A 15816-nucleotide genomic window follows, 5' to 3' on the forward strand; every position below is an offset into this window, starting at 1 on the left:
TTCATGCCCGCAATCATTCTCGACAGCGAAAAGATAAAGGATTCCGTCAGGCGGATCATGGATCTCGGCGGCACGGGCGTCCTCAAATGCGTCCAGTGCGGGGCGTGTTCCGCCGTGTGTCCCGGGGTCAAGGCCGGATTTCCGGTCCTGTGCCGCATGCTCATCAAAAAGCTCCTGGAAGGACAGTTCGAGGAGCTGGTGGAGGAGACCTCCACCTGGGGCTGCCAGGCCTGCAACCGGTGTACCGAGGTCTGTCCCCAGGGCGTGCGGCCCCAGGAAGTGGTCTTTGCCTATCGCCGCTATCAGGCCAGCGAGCTGGCCTTTTCCTCCTCCGCCACCACCAGCCAGATGAACCTCTACGGCACGGGCCACGCCGTGTTCACCGAGGCCGGGCCACTGCGCGAAAAGGTGGGCCTGCCCGCCAAGGCACCCACCTCGGCCTATGACGAGAAGGCCCAGAAGGAAATCCAGACCCTGCTCGACGACAGCCCCATGGGCGAACTGGGCCTGTTCTAGCCAACGCGACACTGCCAGAAGGAGATGTGGCAATGGAAAAATACGGACTCTATCTGGGATGCAACATCCCGTTCAAAGCGCCGGACATCGAACAGTCCTTCCGCAAGGTCTTTCCGGCGCTGGGCATCGAGGTCACGGACCTCCCCGGCGCGGGCTGCTGTCCGGCCTGGGGCACGGCCCCGTCCTTCGACCTGACCACCTGGTGCACGGTCTCCGGCCGCAACATCACCATCGCCGAGGATCTCGGCGTGCCGATCATGACCGGCTGCAACAGTTGCTTCGGCGTCCTCAGCGAGGCCAAGCACTTCATCGAGGCCGACGCCTCCCGCAAAAAGATCGTCAACGAAAAGCTTGGGGCCATCAATCGCGAGTTTAGGGGCACAAGCGACATCTACCACATCTCCCATGTCCTGCATGACACGGTGGGAGTGGAGAAAATCAAGGAAAGCCTGAAGTACAGCCTGGACGGCATGACGATTGCGGTGCAGCCCGGCTGCCACATCCTGTGGCCGTCGGACGTCTACCATGTGAAGGAAAAAAACTCGTTTTTCCCCACCCAGCTTAAAGAGTTGGTCGAGGCGCTGGGTGCCTCCGCGCCGCACTATTCGCGCCTGGAGGCCTGCTGCGGCATGGGCGGCATGCGCTCCACGGACGTTGAAAAATCCCTGGAACTGTTCAAGACCAAGATTTTGTCCATCAAGGAAGAGCTCGATCCAGACTGCATCGCCACCACCTGCTCCTCCTGCTTTCTGCAGTTCGACATGTCGCAGAAGACCCTCAAGGAGCGCGGCGAAATCGATTTTGAAATACCGGTCTTCTACTACACCCAGCTGCTGGCCCTGGCCATGGGATTCGACCCGGCCAACGTCGCGGCCATAAGCGTCACCCCCCGCGACGCCGTCATCGCCGAGATCCAGAGCGAAACCCGCAAGGTCAAGGAGGAGGAACACTCATGACCTATCCGCCCAACATCATCGGATTCGCCTGCCCATGAGGCCCTCCGCCGTTCAGGCCGCCTCGCATTCGCCGAAAAAACGGGGGACCGGCCGCAACCGATCCCCCGCGAAGCACGAGCTGAAACCATCCGACCGTCACCGGTCAGAGTCATCCCATACTACCAAGAACGACGGGGCGGACGGCCGTCGCCACCGCCGCCGCCGGGACGGCGCGGAGCGCGCTCCTGGGCCTCGTTGACCCGCAGGTTGCGGCCCTGGAAGGGCTTGCCGTCAAGGGCCTCGACGGCCGAAGAGGCGCCCTGGTCATCCATCTCAACAAAGCCGAAGCCACGGGCGCGGCCGGTCTCGCGGTCGCTGATGAGGCTGACGGAGATAACTTCGCCGTAAGGGGAGAAATGGTCGCGAACATCGTCTTCAGAGCAGGTAAAAGGCAGATTTCCGACATACAGCTTCTTGGACATGGGTGTGACTCCTTCGGTTTTCGCATGCTTCTCATGGGATTTGGAGCCAGGATCGTACCATGGTCCAAGATTCGACAAGAATCATGTCATTGGGTTACTTGCGGGTTCTGGGGACATGCCCTCCCGCGGGCCTAAAAGGGAACGTCGTCCATACCGGAGGCCTCGGACGGGAAGGCCGGGCCGAGATCGTCGTCCCGACGGGGCGCGGGGCGCGTGGCCTGTCGGCCACCCTCCCCTTGCCGCTCCTGACGCGGCTGGCCGCCGTACTCGCCCGGAGGCGCGTCGGCGGTTTGGGCGCGGTCCAACCCCTGTACCGTGTGACCGGGGCTCGTAACCACGACCTCGGTCGTGTAGCGGTCCTGTCCGTCCTGGCCCTGCCATTTCCGGGTGCGTAGCGCCCCTTCGATGTACACCAACCGACCCTTGGACAGATAGTTGCCGCAAAATTCCGCAGAGCGGCCGTATACGGCCACTCGATGCCATTCAGTCTTTTCCACCTTGTTCCCATCGCGATCACGATAGGATTCATCCGTGGCCAGATTGAAGTTGGCCACGGGGCTGCCCGAGGGGAGGTAGGTCAGTTTTGGGTCCTGGCCGAGGCGGCCAATAAGAATCACTTTATTCAGACTTCCGGCCATGCCGATTCCTCCGGGCAACAAATAGGATGTAATTTAAACAAGAATAGAAACGAGGTCAACCCAGTCCCCGCTCCAGTTCCGATAAAGCGTCCTCTATGGCATAGCTGAGGGAATCGGCTGCCTGCGGATTCCTGGAGGCCAGGGCCTCGTCCAGTTTCCGGGCCGACTCGGCCACGGCGCGGATGCCCGGCCTGGGATCGAAGCCGCCCGAGACCGCGATATCGTCCAGGCGTACCCGGTCTTCAAGCGTCGCCACCAGTTCCAGGACGCCCGGGCCCTCCGGGGAAGGCGTCGCCTCCAGGGGATAGGCCAGCCGCACGAGTTGCGGCCAGGCCTTTTTGACCTTTGCGGGGTCGGCGGTTACGGCCGATACGCGAATTTGCAAAAATGCGCCCACGCGACCTCCTTCACGGTCAATTGCGTTCTTCCCAATCGCTGTGCACCCGGTTGACCACGTCCTGGATGAGCCCCGTCTGGCTTCCGGGACACACCCCGATAAGCGGTTGACCGGCCTCCACGTTGTCGTCGTGCTGGAAATAAATGGCGTAGATGATGCCCTCGGGGCCGTCGTAGGCCAGGGGCTTCTCGCGCTTCATACGCGAGACGATGAAAAGCTCCATGCCCGGCTTGACCGTGACCGCCCGGCATCCGCCGGACTTGACCTTGATGTCCACGCTGGGGATGAAATAGTACTTGGCCCGCTCCGGCGCGCAAAACAGGTGCAACACACGCTTTAAGATCGCGGCCACCACCTCGTCCTTGGTCAGGTAATGGCGCAGGACCATAAGCGGCGTCCCGGCCTCCACGAAAGCGCCGCTGAGCTCCAGGTGGATGGTCGCCACCTCGCCGCTGACCAGGGCGTGCAGGGGTTTGACGTTGCGCTCCCGGGTGATGCTGGCCAAAAGCGTGCCCGGTTTTTCCAGGTAGGTTCCCGAGGGGGCCGTCACCTTGCCCCCGGGCGCCTTGACCTCGAAGGTCACGATCCCGGTGTGCGGGGCCTTGATCTCGATCTCCTCGTAGGGAGCGGCCTTTATCTCTTCCAGGACGGACTTGACGTCGATCATCTTCGCCCTCCTTCCCGGGCGCTAGTCCGGCACATGCCCGGACACCCACGGCTCGCGCCTCCGCCCGCCGCGCAGGCGGCGGCCGAAGGCCTGTTACCGGTAATAAAGATTGCGCCCGCCGATGGTCATAAGCGCGTTCTTGAGGTTCTTTCGGACCTCGCGGCGATCCCAGATGCCCTGGACGTGTCCCCGGGTCAGGGCCTGGTAGGCGTTGTGATAGTTGGGGGGGATGTCGATGCCGGTGGTTTCCTTGATGACGCCGGGGCCTGCAAACCCGATGTTGGAGGAGCGCACGGCGAACTGGTAGGGCGAACAGCCCAGGAAGCTGGCCACCGGCCCGGCGTAGGAATTGGTGTCGTAGAGCACGATGTACAGCCCCCCGGCCTCAATGTAGCGCCGCACGGCCATGGTCACCCGGGGCATCTGGATGAGCCCGTTTAGGCTCTCCTGAATGCGGATGCCGGCCGTGCCGTGGACGTAGGCCAGGAAGGGATAGTGCCTTTTGCGGGCCCGGGCCAGGGCCCGAATGAATTTCTCGCCCTCGGCCGCGCCCACGGTGCCGCCGCGAAACGGGGCGATGAGCACCGCCACCACCATTTTTTTGCCGTCGATCCGGGCCTCGTAGGTCAGGCAGGAGCTTTTCTTGCCGGTCTTTTTCTTGGCCGCCTCAAGCTTCTCCGGAAACCCCGGGTAGTCCAGGGGATTTCCGGCCTCGATCTCGGCATTGAATTCGTGCAGGGAGTCGACGTCGAAGACATTATGGAGATACCATTGGTATTCCATGGGAAAATGGTGTCCGCAATGGCTGCACACCCCGGCGAAGTCGCCGAAAAGATCCGGGGCCCACAGGTCCGGGCAGCCGCTTTGCTTCATGTTGGGGCAGGTCACGGCCCGATCCTCGCGGGCCCGGGGGCTGATGTAGCTCCACCCCCAGTCCTCCAGGCAGGCCCCGAGCTCCGGCTGGGAGAGTTCCGTGAGCATGCGGCTTTTCTCCGCATCGCACACGGGCGCCCCCGACCGGCGGGTCATTTTCCGAATGGGGCCGGACATCTTGTCCACCACCACCCGGAGTTCCCCCTCGACCTCGCCCAGGGCCTTGGACAGGCGTTTCTCCTGCTTGCCTAAAAAATCGTAACGCAAGAAGGAATAGCCTGACCACACCGCGCCTTGCACCTTGGCGTACAGGCGCGAGGCCGGGGTCCGGCTGTCCACGAAGGCGTTCTCGGCCATGCACCGGTATTTGCGGTACCGACGCCACAAAAGCCGCTCGGCGGCGGCCTCGTCCACGGACCAGCGCACGTACATGCTCTCGGCGTCGGCCGGGGACACGTCCTTGTGGCGGCCCAGGACCATGGCCCGGAACAGCTTCATCCCGGCGATGCTCAAAAAGACCTGGTCCGTGGCCCGGATGATCTCCTGGCGCAGGTTCTTGAAGAAATCGTAGTGGTAGGGCCGGGCCCCCAGGTGGGGCTCCTGGATGATCCGATCCACATACCCCATGGACAGGTTGTCTTTGGCGGTCATCTTCAGCCGCGACGCGCAGGCCCCGATGAGTTCCGGCGGCACGCGCTGTCCCTGGCGGGTGCCGGCCTCGATGGCCGCCGCGCCCTCGGGGGAGATGACCGAATAGTAGCCGTGGGAAAACATGAGCCGGGCGTCGGACAGGCCGATGGCCTCGGCCCCGCCGGAACCGCCTTCGGAAATGACGCTGACCACCGGCACCTTGAGCCCGGCCATCTCATAGAGATTGCGGGCGATCTGCTGGGCCGCGCCGGGATAGTCCTCCACGGGGAAGGCCCCGGGCGTGGACACGAAGGTGTGGATGGGGATTTTCTCGGTCTCGGCGACCTTCATGTACTGCAAGGCCTTGGCGTTGCCCCAGGGCTTGACCGAGCCGCCGTTGCGAAACTCCTGCCCGTGCCCCTTTTCCTGGCCGATGACCATGACCGGCTGGTGGTGGACCTTGTCCCCCCGGCGGCGGGTGATGTAGGCCCGGGCGATGAGCATGCTGGGGTCGATGCTGTATTCGTCCTGGCCGCCGATCTCGGTGTAGTTGTCGTAGACGTTTTCCAGGATGTCCTTGAGGCTGACGCGCTGGGGGTGGCGCACGATGCGCACCACGTCCATGGCGGAAAGCTCGGCGTCGAGCTTTTTCTCCAGGAAGACGAACAGATCTTCAAGCTGCTGCAAAAGCCTGGCCGCCTCCTGGGGGGAGGCCAATCTTTCGCGTTCCCCAAATTCCCGAAGCTTCGATTCCAAGAGGGTGATGTTGGCGTTTTCCCTGGAACCGAAAATATCCCGTATGTATCCCAGCCGCTCGGACAACTCGGCGATGCGTTTCTCCGTATCCATATGTCCCGTCTTCGTACCTGCGCGCTGTTGCAGCCGGGGGTGTTCCCGGCCTGCCGCCGCCGTCGATGGTGTCTTTTTTAAAAATGAAGAAGTGCGGCGGTTTTGTCCCGTAAAAAAGAGACGTTGGACCGCAGGGGCGCTCCCGCCTGGTCCTCGCCCGTAAGAATTATGTCGTCCAAAAAGGACACCCCACGGGCCTTGGCGTCGGCCAGATCGCGGCCCCAGACGATGGCCAGGGCCAGATTGGGATCATATTCCGTGGGGATCATATAGGACGCATCCCCCGGGATATGCGAGTGAAATTTCAGCCATGGCTGCGCCTTGGGCGTGAACCGGTCGATGCGCCCCACCCAGGGCGTGAAACGGTTGGCCGGATCCTCGGCGATGATCCGGTATTCGATGCCCACACCCTCAAACGTGATGTCCTTTTGATCATAGCCAAGGCTGTCGCCCAAGGCCAGCCGAATCTGCTCGGCGATGATATCCACCCCGTCCCGGCCGCGAATCCGGGCGATGGCCGCAGAAACCCCGTTTTCCACCTGGATGCGGGTGTTGACCTCCATGAGGAAGGGCTGCCCCGTGGGGGAGACGATCCACTCCCAGGTGCCCACGTTGTCGTAGCCGACCTCCCGGGCCATGGCCAGGGAGAAGGACACGATGTCGTCCATCACCTTTTTGGCGTTGAAGGCGTAATGGATCTCCTCGGGCCGAAATCCCGGGGCCACCTCAATGCGTTTCTGGCGACCCGTGGACTGCACCGAGCAGTTGCGGGTGCCGAAATGCATGATGCCCTTGCCCGTGCGGTCGGCCACGATCTGGACTTCCAGGTGGTTGAAGTCGAAGATGCGCTGCTCGATCAAGACGCCCTCGTCGTGGAACTGGCGCTTGGCGTAGTTGCGCACCCGGCGATAGACCGTCTTGAACTGGTCGATGTCGTGGATTTCCTCGATGCCCATGCCGCCGCCCCCGGCCGAGGCCTTGACCAGGACCACGGAATTCTCCACGCCCTGTTCGGCCTGGAAGGCGAACAGCGTCTCGGCGATCTCCTCGGCCTCCAGTTCGTCATAGACCGGCCGGTCCGAGCCGGGCACGGTGGGGATGGACAGGCTGCGGGCCAGGCGTTTGGTGTTGATTTTGTCGCCCAGGGACCGGATGATGCGCCAGGACGGGCCGACAAAGACCAGCGGATGGGTGCGTTCCGTCACCCGGCGGGCGAACCGGAAATCCTCGGCAAAAAAACCGTAGCCCGGATGGATGGCCGTGGCCTTGGCATGGTCGGCGACGGCCAGAACCTCGTTGGCGTCGTGGTAGGAACTGACCCGGAAGAGGCGGGAGTCCCCGCCGAGCTGCCGGGCCAGGGCGGCATGCCCCGAGGCCGCGTCTTCTTTCGTATATATGCAGACAAAATCAAGGCCCAGCCTGCGGCAAGCCTGGACGATGCGCATGGCGATCTCGCCCCGGTTGGCCACCAGAACCTTATGCTTGGTATCGATCACGCTGTCTTTATCCCGCTATGGGTTGCCGTCTTTTGAGGGGAGGGCCGTCTCTTGATCCCCGGGCTGCTTGTCCCGGGTCTCCGCCGCCTGCTTTGCGGCCAGTTCCCGGGCCTTGCGCAGGTCGATAAGCCGCTTTTGAACCTCGAGGACCAGTTTGTCCAGCCGTTGCTCCATCCGGCGGTCGAGCCCGGAAAAATCCAGGCCCACAACACCCTCTCCGAGCACCCGGACCACCTTCACGGGCATATCCCGCAAGAAGGGCCGGTGGTGGATCTCCAAATCCAGAACGAGGGACTCTCCCTGTCGGAAACTTGAGGTTTCGTCAAGCAGGGCCAGTCCGGTGGCGCTGACATCCTTGACCGGGTAGGCCCGGTCATGGGCATGCACCCGGGCGTCGAGTCCCACCACCCTGGCCCTGAAGGCCCGGCGGGGACGTTCTTCGCCCTCAATGGTAAAGTCGAATTCCATGCCGTCCGCCTCGCGTCCATACGCGCCTTTCGCGCGTCGCGCCTGGGAAAATCACGACTCGTGGCGTATTGCGCCCCGGGCGGCCGCTATTCTCCGATCCATCGTTCCAGCACGAATTCCACCCGCCGGTTCCCGGCTCTGTTTTCCTCGGTGCTGTTCGGATAAAGAGGTTCTAAATCAGCTAATCCCGTGGCTGTCAATCGATTCGGGGGCATCCCCCGGCCCACCAGGTAGCGCAGCACGTTCACGGCGCGCATGGCCGAGAGCTCCCAGTTGTCGTGGAACCGCGACCCGGGAGGCGGAGGCTGGTCGTCGGTAAATCCCCGGATGTTGACCCGCTCCCCGGGCATCTTGATCAAAAAATCGAACATGGTGTCCAAAAGGGCCTTGCCCTTGGCGGCAAGCTCAGCTGAATCCTTGTCGAAGAGCACGCCCGAGGGCATGTTCAGGGTGATCTTTCCGGCCTCCAGGGTGGCCGCCACCACGCCCTCCACACCCTTGCTGGAGACGTAGGAACGAAAATCGTTATACACCTTGCGCTGTTCGTTTATGATCTGCTGTTTGAGTTTGGCCTGCTCCACCATGACCGAGACATCCTGGACCGATATCGGCGAGGTCATGAGCTCCTTGCCTTTGGCGCCCATGGCCTTTTTCACCGACTGGAAGGAATCGGTAAATTTCTTGGTGTCCAGGGAGGACATGGAAAAAAGCAGGATGAAAAAGGCCATGAGCAACATGGACAGGTCGGCCAGGGTGGTCAGCCACTCGTTGGGAACCTCGGACTCCGTCTCGTCCTCAAAGCCTTCTATTTCATCCCCGGCGCTCATAGCGACGCTCCCTGGGGGCAATGAAAGACGATAGCTTCTCGTACACGAGCCTGGGGTTGTTGTTTTCCAGGATGCACTTGGCCCCTTCGAAGATGATCTCCAGTTGCAGGGTCTCGTTCAGGGTTCTGGAGCGCAGTTTCCCGGCTACGGGCAAAAAGAACAGGGTGGACAGCAACGCCCCGTAAAACGTGGTGATGATGGCCACGGCCATGGCCGGGCCGATGGATTTGGGGTCGTCGAGCCTGGCCAGCATCTGGATGAGCCCGATCAGCGTGCCGATCATGCCGTAAGACGGGGAAAATCCGGCCAGGGACTTGAACACGCTCTCCCCCACGGCGTGGCGGCGCTTCATGGAACCGATTTCAATGCGCAACGTCTCCCGGATGAGTCCGGCGTCGGCATTGTCGGCAATGAGCTGACAGGCCTTTTTGAGGATGGCGTTTTCGGTCTGGATGTTCTCCAGGGCCAAAAGACCCTCGCGGCGGCTGATCTCGGCGATGCGCACCATCATGTTCACCACCTCGCCGTCTTTGACCTTGCGCGAGGCGAAAATCTTCATGCCCGCTGAAAAGGCCTGAAAGACCTCTTCAAAAGGATAGGTAACGCAGATGGAGGCCAATGTTCCTCCGACGACGATCATCAGACTCGGCACGTCGAAAAACTGTAATAACGAGCCGCCCATGAAGATCGCGCCGAGAACCAGCGTGAGCCCCGTGGACAGACCAAGCAAGGTGGCTATATCCATACCGTAAATCCCGCTCGTTGCCCCGTGCTGCTCCCTGCTTGAAACGGCCGACACATCCCCAGGGTAAAGAACCGTACGGCCATACGAACCCTGCGAACACCCCCCCGGACATCCTGAACGCATGGACAAGGCCCATGCCGACGCCTGCAAAAGCCTCCCCTTTTCCAGACGCCCTATTCATGATAGCCTGGGGTAAACCCTACCCAGCGAGAAATACATGCAAAATCCATCAGATGTAAAGCGCGCGTCGCGCCATGTGGCCAGCCTTCTGCACGCGCCGGAAAAAAACGCCGTCGGGATGATCTTGGGCACCGGCCTGGGAGGGCTGACGGATCGCCTGCAGCACCCCGTCTCCGTTGACTATGGCGATATTCCGGAGTTCCCCCGGGCCACGGTGGAGGGGCATCGGGGCCGCTTGGTGCGTGGCCGTCTGGCCGGGAGGGACGTGTTTTTGCTGAGCGGCCGCTTCCACCTCTACGAGGGCTATTCCCCGGCCATGGTGTGCATGGGCGTGCGCCTGCTTGGCGAGATGGGCATATCCCGGCTCATTGTGAGCAACGCCGCCGGGGGGCTCAATCCCCGGTTCGAGACCGGCTCGCTCATGGCCATCACCGACCATGTCAATCTGACCGGAAAAAGCCCTCTCACCGGGGAAAACCACGCCCCCTGGGGGCCGCGCTTCCCGGACATGTCCCGGGTCTATTCCCCGCGCCTGCTGGATATTGCCCGGCAATGCGCCCTGTCCTCGAGCGTCCGCCTGGAACAGGGGGTCTACGCCGGAGTGACCGGCCCGCAAATGGAAACCCCGGCCGAGACCCGCATGCTGCGCCTGCTCGGGGCCGACGCCGTGGGCATGTCCACGGTGCTCGAGGTCGTGGCCGCCCGGCATATGGGCATGGAGATCCTGGGGCTGTCCTGCATAACCAACGTGAACCTGCCGGACAGTATGGTCGAAACGAGCCTTGCCGACGTGTTGGCGGCGGCGGGAAAGGCCGAAGGACGCCTCAGCGCCCTGGTCACGGCCATCCTGGGCGATCCGGCGTTCTAACCTCGCAATGTTTCCGGCGCCTGAAACCCCACCAGCCCCCGGCGGCCAAGCTCCCGGAAAAACGAGGCCACACTGATCTCGGCCTCGCGTGCGCCCAATCCGTACCGCCCGGCAAAGATCTCGGACACCTGGCGCACGCTGCGCACCCCATCCGCCAAGTCCCAGGTCGCGGCCCCCAGTTCGTCGAGTTCAATGGTCTTGTCCGAGGGCTTGCCGTCCCACACCCCGAATTGCCTGAGCATTCCGGAGAACGCGGGGCGCACGGTCACCGGATAGGTCAGCCGGACCTTCCCGGTCTCCGTGGTTTCCTGGCGCACGGCGGCATTTTTCACCGGGACGAAGGACAAGGCCTCCTCCCGGGACAACCCGCCCTCCCCGGCCGCTCTTTTTTTTCTAAAAAACCCCATATTCTGCGCACACCTTCTCAAATTCCCCGGCATCCGCCGGGACCACCCCGCACCACACCACGGCCGCCAGCTTGTTGGCGGCCTCCTCGCGCCAAACCAGTACCCGGGCCTGCCGCCGCCTGCGAAAAAACCGCAGGATCCCGTCCACGGCCGCGCCAAACGGGCCTTTGGAGGGGGCGGTGGCCGCCAGGGCCGCCTCGCGCAACCGCCACCGCGTCGGCGCAAACGCAAGCTGCACACCGGGAACGCTCAGTTGCCTCCCGGCAAAGTCCGCCACGTCCCCCCCGGCCAAAAGCACGTCCGCCGGGGCGAACCGGGCATAGCCCAGGGTACGGCCCGGGCCGGAAAACTCCAGATCGAACCGGCCGGGCAGAAACGAAAACCGGGTCAGCCCCATCCCTTCCGGCGGCGTCAGCCGGATGCCGTACAGTTCAAAGGACGCCCCCTCCCGGCCATGATCCCTGATCGAGGCCAGAACCTCCCGGGCCACGGCCCCGCCATCCCCTTCCCCGGCCGGAAAAAACCGCACCACCATCAGGGCCCCACAGGTCCGGCACAGGCTGGCCACCCCGCGCGAGACCGGCGTCCCGGCGCAGGAAAATCCCGCATTTTCGCGGCCGGACAAGGCCGCCAGCCAGTCGCCGGGAATGGATTTGTCCGAGACCTCCACGGCCACGGCGCTTTTTTTCAGCATGCGCCGCACCACCTCCACAGGGGCCGCCTTTCCCGCATTCCGGGTGAAGCGGACCTCCATCACCGGGCCGTCCGGCGATTCCAGGCCCAGATAGTCCCGACCCAGGCGGGCAGGCTCCCAGCCCTGCGGGACGCGCAGGCGCAGGCCGTTCCAGGCCAGGGGACGAAACGCCGCCCCGGCCCGATCTGCATGGTCGGATCGGATTTCGGCTCGGGTCATGGAGTGGGGGTATGCAGGGACGCTTCCAGACCGTCGTCGTCCCCGCCCGGCAGCCCCGGATGCTCCCCGGGCCCGCCCGGGGGGGACTGTATGGCCGTGGACGCGGGCCGGGGCGGTTCGGGTTCCTTGGGCAGAATGAAATAAAAATTGTTGCCGTGGGGGGTGGGCTCATAACCTTCGATACCGCCGTGCAGCCTGACCACCTCCCGGATAAAATACAGCCCGTGCCCGGTGCCGTATTCTCCCTTGGCATTGTCGGCCCGGTAACCCTCCTCGAACAGGCGCACGGCCACCTCCTTGTCCATGGGCGGCCCGGAACTGAACACGTTGAGCTTGATGCCGTCGCGGCCGGGGCCGAAGAAATCCCGCATGACCTCCCAGCCATACGACATGAACTTGCGGGTCCGCCCGGCGCCGGGATCAGGCACCTCGCGGGCATATTTCACCACGTTTGAGAAAAGATTGGCATAGACTTGGCTTATAAGGCCCACATCGGCCACAGCCTCGATCTCGGCGTCAGGCACTCCGCCCAAAGAGGTGTCGATCTCGATGCCGCGTTCGAGAAGGCGCGGCCGATACCGCTCCAGTTGGGGATCGATGACCTTGGTTTTGAAGTTGCACATCCGCTTATCCAGGACATAGCGCCCTTCTTCAAAATGACTCCGGCGCAAAAGGGTCTCCAGGAAAAGGCTGGTATGCATGTAGTGGCTGAAAATCTGCTTGTACTGGTCGGCCATTCCATCCCGAATATATCCGATATCCTTGAGAAGCGTCTCCCCGTCTTCCGCCAGGTCGCCAAGGCGGTCTCCGGCCTTGCGTAAAAAACGCTCCAATTTGCGCTCGTAGATGTCCAAAAGATCTATCTTCGAATGAAGCCGCTTATAATAGAGCTTGAAATAAATATTCGGAACAATGACGTTATGCCCGATATCTTTCACCAAGCTACGGATGAACTGCACATGCTCCTTGTTTTTGTTGTTGATGAGGCGATTGTGCAGTTGGTAGCCGAACCGGTTGGCGTAGCGTTCGAAATAGAGCCGGTCGTGCTCGGTGAGCTTGTCGGCCGGATGCACGCACAACACGCCGATGATGTCGCCGTGGGGCGTGAAGGGAAGCTGGCTGATCAATTCGTGGTTGCCTTTGATGGGCAAAAAGAAATGATTTTCGGAGACCAGGGGTTTTTCGGGAAATATGGGCTCGGGCGACTCGGCCAGGGGCGAGGTCAGGCAACGGTAGGCACAGCGCTTGAGGATGCCGTCCTTGCTGTCCAGAAGATACAGGTCGCACTCGACATCGAAAAACATGCGCGGAATGAGCAGGCAGATGGCGTAGAGATCCTCCAATTCGGGGAACTCCTGGGCCAGATCGAAAAAGACGTTCAAGGAGATGCTTTGGTGCGAGGTAAAGCCGTAGGAATCGTAGTCGTCCATCTTGCGATGGATGCGCTTGGCCACGTTCTCGAGCCGGGCGCGTTCGATGATGAAGGCGTCCGTGGGCAGACCGGAAGGTGACTCCGGGGCCGACAGGGGCCGTTTGTCGTCCTCTGACATAGGCATCGCAAGTGCTCGTGTTCAGGTTGCCGATACCCGATCCTTACCCGTGAAAAGCGGCAAACACAAGACGCCTTGCGGGACGCCGGATGACAAAATGGCGCTCTCCCGAAACGTCAGGCGTCCAGGCCGATCTCCACCCGTCCGGGGGCAAAGCCTTTGAGTTGGGCCAGCATGGCCTTGATTCCGGCCGCGAGGATGCGTTCCACAAAGGGATTCATGGCCAGTGGAACGCCGCCTACGGTGACGCGCATGGCCTCGCGCACGGCCTGACAGTCAGCCGGGGTCGCCTTCCCGTCCACGATCCGGGCGGCCATGTCTGCACAGCAGGACTCTCCGCAGGCCCCGCAATCGAGGCCCGGCAGCAAAAACCCCCTGGACAGGGCCAGATCGGCCACTGCCTCCACGTCGCGCAGATGCGGCAGCCCTGGCGCGTCCACCTCGCCGAACGCGGCCAGGGCCAGTCCGGGCTGCAAGGCGGCGGCCTCGGAGGGATCGCGCAGCACCAGCACGCGGGGCAAAAAGGCCAGCTCCTTGCCGCCCTCGACCACCAGGACATCGGCCTCGAGCAGGGGCAGGACATCGTGCAAAAACCTCGGGCCGCTCCAGAAAACCGCGCACTCGGCCGGGGTGAAGGCGGCCACGGCCCGACAGTGGGCGGCCAGCCGGTCGGTATCCGTATCGGCCTTGTCCAGAGAGGGATTGTGGGTGAACTTGGCGGCGGACACGGCAAGCCCCCGGGCTTTGAGCGCCGCACAAAGTTCCAGAGCCAGTGAGGTTTTCCCGGATTTTTTATATCCGACGATCTGTATGGCTTTCATGGCATGGCTCCGTGTGACGCCTTTTTTGCAGGACATTGGGGATGTGGGGAGGGCATTTCAACAATGGTGTCGGTGATACGGCCGTTTTCCATGGCCAGCACGGCGTCGCTGATCTCGGTGAGCCAGTCGATGTCGTGGCTGACCACCACCAGGCTGGTTCCCAGGCGATCCCGGGCGTCCAGGGCGGCCTTGCGCACGAGGTCGGCGGAGACGGTGTCCAGGCTGGCCGTGGGTTCGTCGAGCAAAAGGACCGTGGGCTCGAAGGCCAGCCTGGAGGCCAGGGCCACGCGCTGGGCCTCGCCGCCTGAAAGCTCATGCCGGGCTCGGTCGGCGAAACGGGCCGGATCGAGGCCCACGGCGGCCAGGGCCTGGTCGGTTTTTTCCCGGATGTTCCCGGCCCCGCGCACCTTGAGGCCGTAGGCCACGTTGCCGCGCACGCTGCGACGCAGCAGATAGGGACTTTGGACCAGAAGCGTCACCCGCCGCCGCAGCTCCCTTTCCCGGCCAAGACTCGGTCGCCCCTGGAAAAACACCTCGCCTCCAGCCGGGCGGTCGAGAAAGGCCAGGATGCGCAACAGCGTGGTCTTGCCGCTGCCGTTGGGACCGGTGATCCCCACGATGGCCCCGGCGGGGATATCCAGGGTGGGAACATCCAGGACGACGCGGCCGCCATGGGTCTGGGTCACGTCTTGCAGATGATAGAGCGGCGCGTTCATTTTTCCGAGATTCTCCGGAAGGCGGACACGGCGATGTTGACGGCAAAGGCCACGACCATGAGCACCAGCCCCAGGGCGATGCCCATGGCGAATTCCCCCTTGGAGGTCTCCAGGGCGATGGCCGTGGTGATGGTGCGGGTGTGCCACTTGATGTTGCCGCCCACGATCATGGCGATGCCCACCTCGGAGACCACGCGGCCGAAGGCGGCCATGGCCGCGAGCATGATGCCGAAACGGGTTTCCCACAGGGTGGTCGCCACCACCTGCCAGGGGGACGCGCCCAGGGTCAGGAGGGTGGGCCTTAGCCGGGCGTCCAGATTTTCCACGGCCGAGGCGGTGAGCGCGACGATGATGGGCAGCCCCAGAATGGTCAGGCCGATGACCATGCCCGTCACGGAATATAAAAGGCCCATTTCGCCCAGGGGCCCGCGCCTGGAGATGAAGGCGTAGACCAAAAGGCCGATGACCACGGTGGGGAAGGACAGCATGCTGTCCACGAAGGTCCGGGCGGCGCGCTTGCCCGGGAACGTGGCATATCCGAGCAGGAACCCGGGCACGACGCCAAGCCCCAGGGACGCGGCGATGGCCAGAAGCGAGGTGATCGCCGTGACCTGTATGGCGGAAAAGGTCTGGGGATCGCCGGAGACAAGCAAGACAAGGGCCTGCCGCAACCCGTCAAGAATATACTCCACCCGCCCTCCTTCCGTCCGCCCGTCTGCTCACCCTTCCTGCCCCGCCATACCGGCCGCCCCGCCTGCCCTTCTTTCCCAGTCGTCCCGCGTCTCCGCCTGCCCTGCCCTTCCGGTCGTCTCCTCTGCCTTCGCTTGCCCCGCCCTTC

General features: G+C 63.1%; 18 protein-coding genes. 3 read left to right on the forward strand and 15 right to left on the reverse strand.

The genetic code is table 11. From position 1 onward, the window contains the following. The first annotated feature begins 3 nt into the window (after positions 1-3). Together GD606_RS06900 and GD606_RS06905 are read left to right on the forward strand one after the other, a co-directional pair. Entirely contained in the window at positions 4-516 is a 513-nt protein-coding gene (locus tag GD606_RS06900) for a 4Fe-4S dicluster domain-containing protein (RefSeq protein WP_163302286.1), read from the forward strand. Positions 517-548: 32 nt separating this feature from the next. Continuing rightward, positions 549-1472 (forward strand): CoB--CoM heterodisulfide reductase iron-sulfur subunit B family protein, encoded by a 924-nt coding sequence (locus tag GD606_RS06905; RefSeq protein WP_163302285.1) that lies wholly within the window; start codon positions 549-551, stop codon positions 1470-1472. A 158-nt stretch (positions 1473-1630) separates the two neighbouring features. On the opposite strand, the gene GD606_RS06910 is transcribed toward GD606_RS06905, so the two are convergent. The 9 genes from GD606_RS06910 to GD606_RS06950 all read right to left on the reverse strand — a co-directional run bounded on the left by GD606_RS06910 (position 1631) and on the right by GD606_RS06950 (position 9523). Continuing rightward, the gene (locus GD606_RS06910) at positions 1631-1933 is read right to left on the reverse strand and encodes an RNA recognition motif domain-containing protein (RefSeq protein ID WP_163302284.1); all 303 of its coding nucleotides are present in this window, start codon (positions 1931-1933) and stop codon (positions 1631-1633) included. Positions 1934-2064: 131 nt separating this feature from the next. Next, complete coding sequence (locus GD606_RS06915; RefSeq protein WP_163302283.1) at positions 2065-2571, reverse strand: single-stranded DNA-binding protein; 507 nt, start codon at positions 2569-2571, stop codon at positions 2065-2067. Positions 2572-2626: 55 nt separating this feature from the next. Continuing rightward, positions 2627-2968, reverse strand: coding sequence for a hypothetical protein (locus GD606_RS06920; protein ID WP_163302282.1), 342 nt, complete (start codon positions 2966-2968; stop codon positions 2627-2629). Positions 2969-2984: 16 nt separating this feature from the next. Continuing rightward, entirely contained in the window at positions 2985-3635 is a 651-nt protein-coding gene (locus tag GD606_RS06925; RefSeq protein WP_163302281.1) for a biotin attachment protein, read from the reverse strand. A gap of 93 nt (positions 3636-3728) precedes the next feature. Continuing rightward, positions 3729-5987 (reverse strand): carboxyl transferase domain-containing protein, encoded by a 2259-nt coding sequence (locus GD606_RS06930; protein ID WP_163302280.1) that lies wholly within the window; start codon positions 5985-5987, stop codon positions 3729-3731. A gap of 77 nt (positions 5988-6064) precedes the next feature. Then, positions 6065-7483, reverse strand: coding sequence for an ATP-binding protein (locus GD606_RS06935; RefSeq protein WP_163302279.1), 1419 nt, complete (start codon positions 7481-7483; stop codon positions 6065-6067). 15 nt (positions 7484-7498) lie between these two features. Next, entirely contained in the window at positions 7499-7951 is a 453-nt protein-coding gene (locus GD606_RS06940; RefSeq protein ID WP_163302278.1) for a PilZ domain-containing protein, read from the reverse strand. Between the two features lie 86 nt (positions 7952-8037). Then, on the reverse strand, positions 8038-8778 hold the full coding sequence (locus tag GD606_RS06945; RefSeq protein WP_163302277.1) for an OmpA/MotB family protein: 741 nt from the start codon (positions 8776-8778) through the stop codon (positions 8038-8040). Beyond that, the gene (locus GD606_RS06950; RefSeq protein WP_163302276.1) at positions 8762-9523 is read right to left on the reverse strand and encodes a motility protein A; all 762 of its coding nucleotides are present in this window, start codon (positions 9521-9523) and stop codon (positions 8762-8764) included. Before GD606_RS06950 ends, GD606_RS06945 begins: the two co-directional genes overlap by 17 nt. Before the next feature lie 217 nt (positions 9524-9740). Here GD606_RS06950 and GD606_RS06955 point away from each other — a divergent pair, with 217 nt between their 5' ends. Continuing rightward, positions 9741-10571, forward strand: coding sequence for a purine-nucleoside phosphorylase (locus GD606_RS06955; protein ID WP_163302275.1), 831 nt, complete (start codon positions 9741-9743; stop codon positions 10569-10571). Here the strand turns inward: GD606_RS06955 and GD606_RS06960 are convergent. The 6 genes from GD606_RS06960 to GD606_RS06985 form a co-directional block, all read right to left on the reverse strand. Beyond that, positions 10568-10978, reverse strand: coding sequence for a PqqD family protein (locus GD606_RS06960; RefSeq protein ID WP_163302274.1), 411 nt, complete (start codon positions 10976-10978; stop codon positions 10568-10570). The two genes, GD606_RS06955 and GD606_RS06960, sit on opposite strands and share 4 nt — an antisense overlap. Further along, the gene (locus GD606_RS06965; RefSeq protein ID WP_163302273.1) at positions 10965-11891 is read right to left on the reverse strand and encodes a hypothetical protein; all 927 of its coding nucleotides are present in this window, start codon (positions 11889-11891) and stop codon (positions 10965-10967) included. The genes GD606_RS06960 and GD606_RS06965 overlap by 14 nt, the downstream gene beginning before the upstream one ends. Then, entirely contained in the window at positions 11888-13447 is a 1560-nt protein-coding gene (locus GD606_RS06970; RefSeq protein ID WP_246299003.1) for a sensor histidine kinase, read from the reverse strand. Before GD606_RS06970 ends, GD606_RS06965 begins: the two co-directional genes overlap by 4 nt. Positions 13448-13557: 110 nt before the next feature. Continuing rightward, on the reverse strand, positions 13558-14262 hold the full coding sequence (locus GD606_RS06975; protein ID WP_163302272.1) for a molybdopterin-guanine dinucleotide biosynthesis protein MobB: 705 nt from the start codon (positions 14260-14262) through the stop codon (positions 13558-13560). Continuing rightward, complete coding sequence (locus GD606_RS06980) at positions 14259-14978, reverse strand: energy-coupling factor ABC transporter ATP-binding protein (RefSeq protein WP_163302271.1); 720 nt, start codon at positions 14976-14978, stop codon at positions 14259-14261. The genes GD606_RS06975 and GD606_RS06980 overlap by 4 nt, the downstream gene beginning before the upstream one ends. Beyond that, a complete protein-coding gene (locus GD606_RS06985) occupies positions 14975-15670 on the reverse strand; it encodes an ABC transporter permease (RefSeq protein WP_163302270.1) in 696 nt (231 codons plus the stop codon). The genes GD606_RS06980 and GD606_RS06985 overlap by 4 nt, the downstream gene beginning before the upstream one ends. Positions 15671-15816: the final 146 nt, after the last annotated feature.

This window comes from Desulfolutivibrio sulfodismutans DSM 3696, from assembly GCF_013376455.1.
GTDB lineage: Bacteria > Desulfobacterota > Desulfovibrionia > Desulfovibrionales > Desulfovibrionaceae > Desulfolutivibrio > Desulfolutivibrio sulfodismutans.

Coding starts and splice junctions, on each gene's coding strand:
- GD606_RS06965 (WP_163302273.1), bottom strand. CDS start 11,891: ATGACCCGAGCCGAAATCCGATCCGACCATGCAGATCGGGCCGGGGCG.
- GD606_RS06930 (WP_163302280.1), bottom strand. CDS start 5,987: ATGGATACGGAGAAACGCATCGCCGAGTTGTCCGAGCGGCTGGGATAC.
- GD606_RS06970 (WP_246299003.1), bottom strand. CDS start 13,447: ATGCCTATGTCAGAGGACGACAAACGGCCCCTGTCGGCCCCGGAGTCA.
- GD606_RS06950 (WP_163302276.1), bottom strand. CDS start 9,523: ATGGATATAGCCACCTTGCTTGGTCTGTCCACGGGGCTCACGCTGGTT.
- GD606_RS06945 (WP_163302277.1), bottom strand. CDS start 8,778: ATGAGCGCCGGGGATGAAATAGAAGGCTTTGAGGACGAGACGGAGTCC.
- GD606_RS06975 (WP_163302272.1), bottom strand. CDS start 14,262: ATGAAAGCCATACAGATCGTCGGATATAAAAAATCCGGGAAAACCTCA.
- GD606_RS06980 (WP_163302271.1), bottom strand. CDS start 14,978: ATGAACGCGCCGCTCTATCATCTGCAAGACGTGACCCAGACCCATGGC.
- GD606_RS06925 (WP_163302281.1), bottom strand. CDS start 3,635: ATGATCGACGTCAAGTCCGTCCTGGAAGAGATAAAGGCCGCTCCCTAC.
- GD606_RS06940 (WP_163302278.1), bottom strand. CDS start 7,951: ATGGAATTCGACTTTACCATTGAGGGCGAAGAACGTCCCCGCCGGGCC.
- GD606_RS06900 (WP_163302286.1), top strand. CDS start 4: ATGCCCGCAATCATTCTCGACAGCGAAAAGATAAAGGATTCCGTCAGG.
- GD606_RS06905 (WP_163302285.1), top strand. CDS start 549: ATGGAAAAATACGGACTCTATCTGGGATGCAACATCCCGTTCAAAGCG.
- GD606_RS06955 (WP_163302275.1), top strand. CDS start 9,741: ATGCAAAATCCATCAGATGTAAAGCGCGCGTCGCGCCATGTGGCCAGC.
- GD606_RS06960 (WP_163302274.1), bottom strand. CDS start 10,978: ATGGGGTTTTTTAGAAAAAAAAGAGCGGCCGGGGAGGGCGGGTTGTCC.
- GD606_RS06915 (WP_163302283.1), bottom strand. CDS start 2,571: ATGGCCGGAAGTCTGAATAAAGTGATTCTTATTGGCCGCCTCGGCCAG.
- GD606_RS06910 (WP_163302284.1), bottom strand. CDS start 1,933: ATGTCCAAGAAGCTGTATGTCGGAAATCTGCCTTTTACCTGCTCTGAA.